2 protein-coding genes are annotated in these 2365 nt (G+C 40.8%); both read left to right on the top strand.

The window, feature by feature from the left end; translation table 11 throughout:
- Positions 1-291: 291 nt before the first annotated feature.
- Entirely contained in the window at positions 292-894 is a 603-nt protein-coding gene (locus tag VF500_RS20030) for an RNA polymerase sigma-70 factor (protein ID WP_330861379.1), read from the top strand.
- Positions 895-983: 89 nt separating this feature from the next.
- Complete coding sequence (locus VF500_RS20025; protein ID WP_330861378.1) at positions 984-2168, top strand: FecR family protein; 1185 nt, start codon at positions 984-986, stop codon at positions 2166-2168.
- Positions 2169-2365 lie beyond the last annotated feature (197 nt).

The following is a 2365-nucleotide window of genomic DNA, read 5'->3' as shown; positions in this document are numbered from 1 at the left end:
ATCACATGCGTCTCCCAGCGGAGAGGCCAATTTAAAAGCTTCTAATTCCGTCGGAAATTGCACACGGGAGACGCATGTGATGCGTCTCTACATTTAAAAACAATCAATTTTAAACAGCTTCTAAGATTCGTGTAATTCCATTAATTGTGGACGGTTTGAAAAGCATTCGTGTAGAAATTTTTCAGACGAGATTCAGTAAAACAGATCGAATTATTTCAAAGAGCAATTTTCCCGCAACTATCCGTAGCACGATGATGTTAATGTTAAATAATACTTATATTCGTTATTTATATGAACAACCGGGCCGATTTGACAGAACATGAGCTACTTACCTTACTGCAAGGTAAAAACATAGCCGCATTCGATCAGATTTTTGAGAAATTTTACCGGCCGTTATGCTTTTTCGCCTCGCGCATTATTCATGACCCGGTTGATGCGCAGGACCTGGTACAGGATGTTTTTGTTAGGTTTTGGCAAAAAGAAAACCTGCCGGTCACCACAGATGCTATCAGGTCCTACTTATATGTAAGCGTAAAAAACACCTGTTTCAATCACCTTGAAAAAAACAGTGTTAAAATTGCACACCGGCAATCCCTCGTAAATACCGACATTGAGGAAGCCACCATTTTAAATAACATTATACAGGCCGAAGTGTTGCGGCAGGTATTCGCAGCTGTTGATACTTTGCCCGAACAGTGCCGCAAAATTATCCGGATGTCATTTGAGGATGGCAAAAAAGCCAAAGAAATTGCCAGCGAGCTCGGCATTACTATAAGTACGGTAAACAACCAAAAAATGCGCGGACTTAGCTTGTTAAAAAATCGCCTGTCCGACGAGGGTTTTGCCCTGGGAATGCTCCTGATATTACCCGGCATTCTAAGCCATGTAAAGTAGGCATTAATAAAACATAAAATTTATTTCAATTTCCTTTAGATAAAATCCCACCCTTTCCTGTTCTATCATCAAATACCGGTTATAGACACATGGATAATTCAAAAATAGACAGCCGTTTAAGGATTTCTGATCTTATCAGTAATTATTTGAAAGGTAATTTAAGCGAGGCAGAGCATGCCGAGTTATTTTCATGGGTTGAAGCCAGCGAAGAAAACAGCGCTTTATTTGATACCATCCTTAACGAAAACCAACTCGAAACCAGCTATACCGAATACCGCTTATTTGATACCGAACATGCTTTGGCCAACGTTAAAGCCAGGCTGCAGCCTGCCGATGTTAAAACATTCAGACTACGTAACTGGTTGCTTGCAGCAGCGGCAGCGGTTATTTTATGCCTGGCCATTGGCATCCCTGCTTACTTACACCGTTCATCGCAACAAACCATAGCTGTAATAAAAAAGAATCACGAAATTATTCCGGGCGGCAACAAAGCTATCCTCACATTAGCCAATGGAAGTAAGGTAGTTTTAAACGGTGCCGCTAATGGCAATATAGCCAACCAGGGCAGCACGACAATTAAAAAACTAAGCAATGGAGTGGTTGCCTACAATAAAAACAGCTCATCAGGCACACAGTCTGTAGCCATTAATTACAACGTGATGAGCACGCCACGCGGCGGGCAATATCACCTGATACTGGCCGACGGTACCAATGTGTGGCTTAACGCTGCATCGTCCATCAAATTCCCTGTTGCATTTAATGGAAATGAGCGCAAAGTACAAATTACCGGCGAGGCATATTTTGAAGTAGCGCATGATAAAACCAAACCTTTCCGGGTTGAAAGCGACGGACAAACAGTTGAAGTTTTAGGTACGCATTTTAACGTAAATACCTATGCCGACGAAAACGATATTAAAACTACGTTGCTTGAAGGCAGTGTAAAGATAAAAGCGGGCAATAAAAGCTATCTGCTTAAACCCGGCGAACAATCACATCTGAAAAATGGAGATATAAGTATTACCCAGGCAGATATGGATGAGGCGTTGGCCTGGAAAAATGGCGTTTTCCATTTTAATGATGCCGGCATTGAATCGGTTATGAAGCAAATTAGCCGTTGGTATGATGTTGATGTAAAATATGAAGGAAAAATAAAAGAGCGCACTTTTTCGGGCGAAATATCTATGAACGTTAATGCTTCACAAATATTGGATGCCATGCGTTTCAAAAAAATCCATTATACAATAGAAGGGAAAACAATTACCGTAAAGCCCTAACAAATAGTAAATTATTAATTAAACCTAACTGAATGAATAAAAACATACAAAAAACGCCTTAGGCGCCCCCCGCAAACAAGGTTATTTTAAATAACCGCACCCCGACTGGCATCAGGGTACGGTAAATATTTGAGTTAACCCTTCCGGTAAACCGGAAAAACAAGCTTAGTGTCCCTAACCATGTATTAACCCAAACT

The organism is Mucilaginibacter sp. (assembly GCF_036383575.1).
Taxonomy (GTDB): Bacteria; Bacteroidota; Bacteroidia; order Sphingobacteriales; family Sphingobacteriaceae; genus Mucilaginibacter.
This window is presented reverse-complemented; position numbering and strand designations above follow the sequence as displayed.

Excerpts from the sequence above, each read along its gene's own strand:
- VF500_RS20030 (WP_330861379.1), top strand. The coding sequence starts at position 292 with ATGAACAACCGGGCCGATTTGACAGAACATGAGCTACTTACCTTACTG.
- VF500_RS20025 (WP_330861378.1), top strand. The coding sequence starts at position 984 with ATGGATAATTCAAAAATAGACAGCCGTTTAAGGATTTCTGATCTTATC.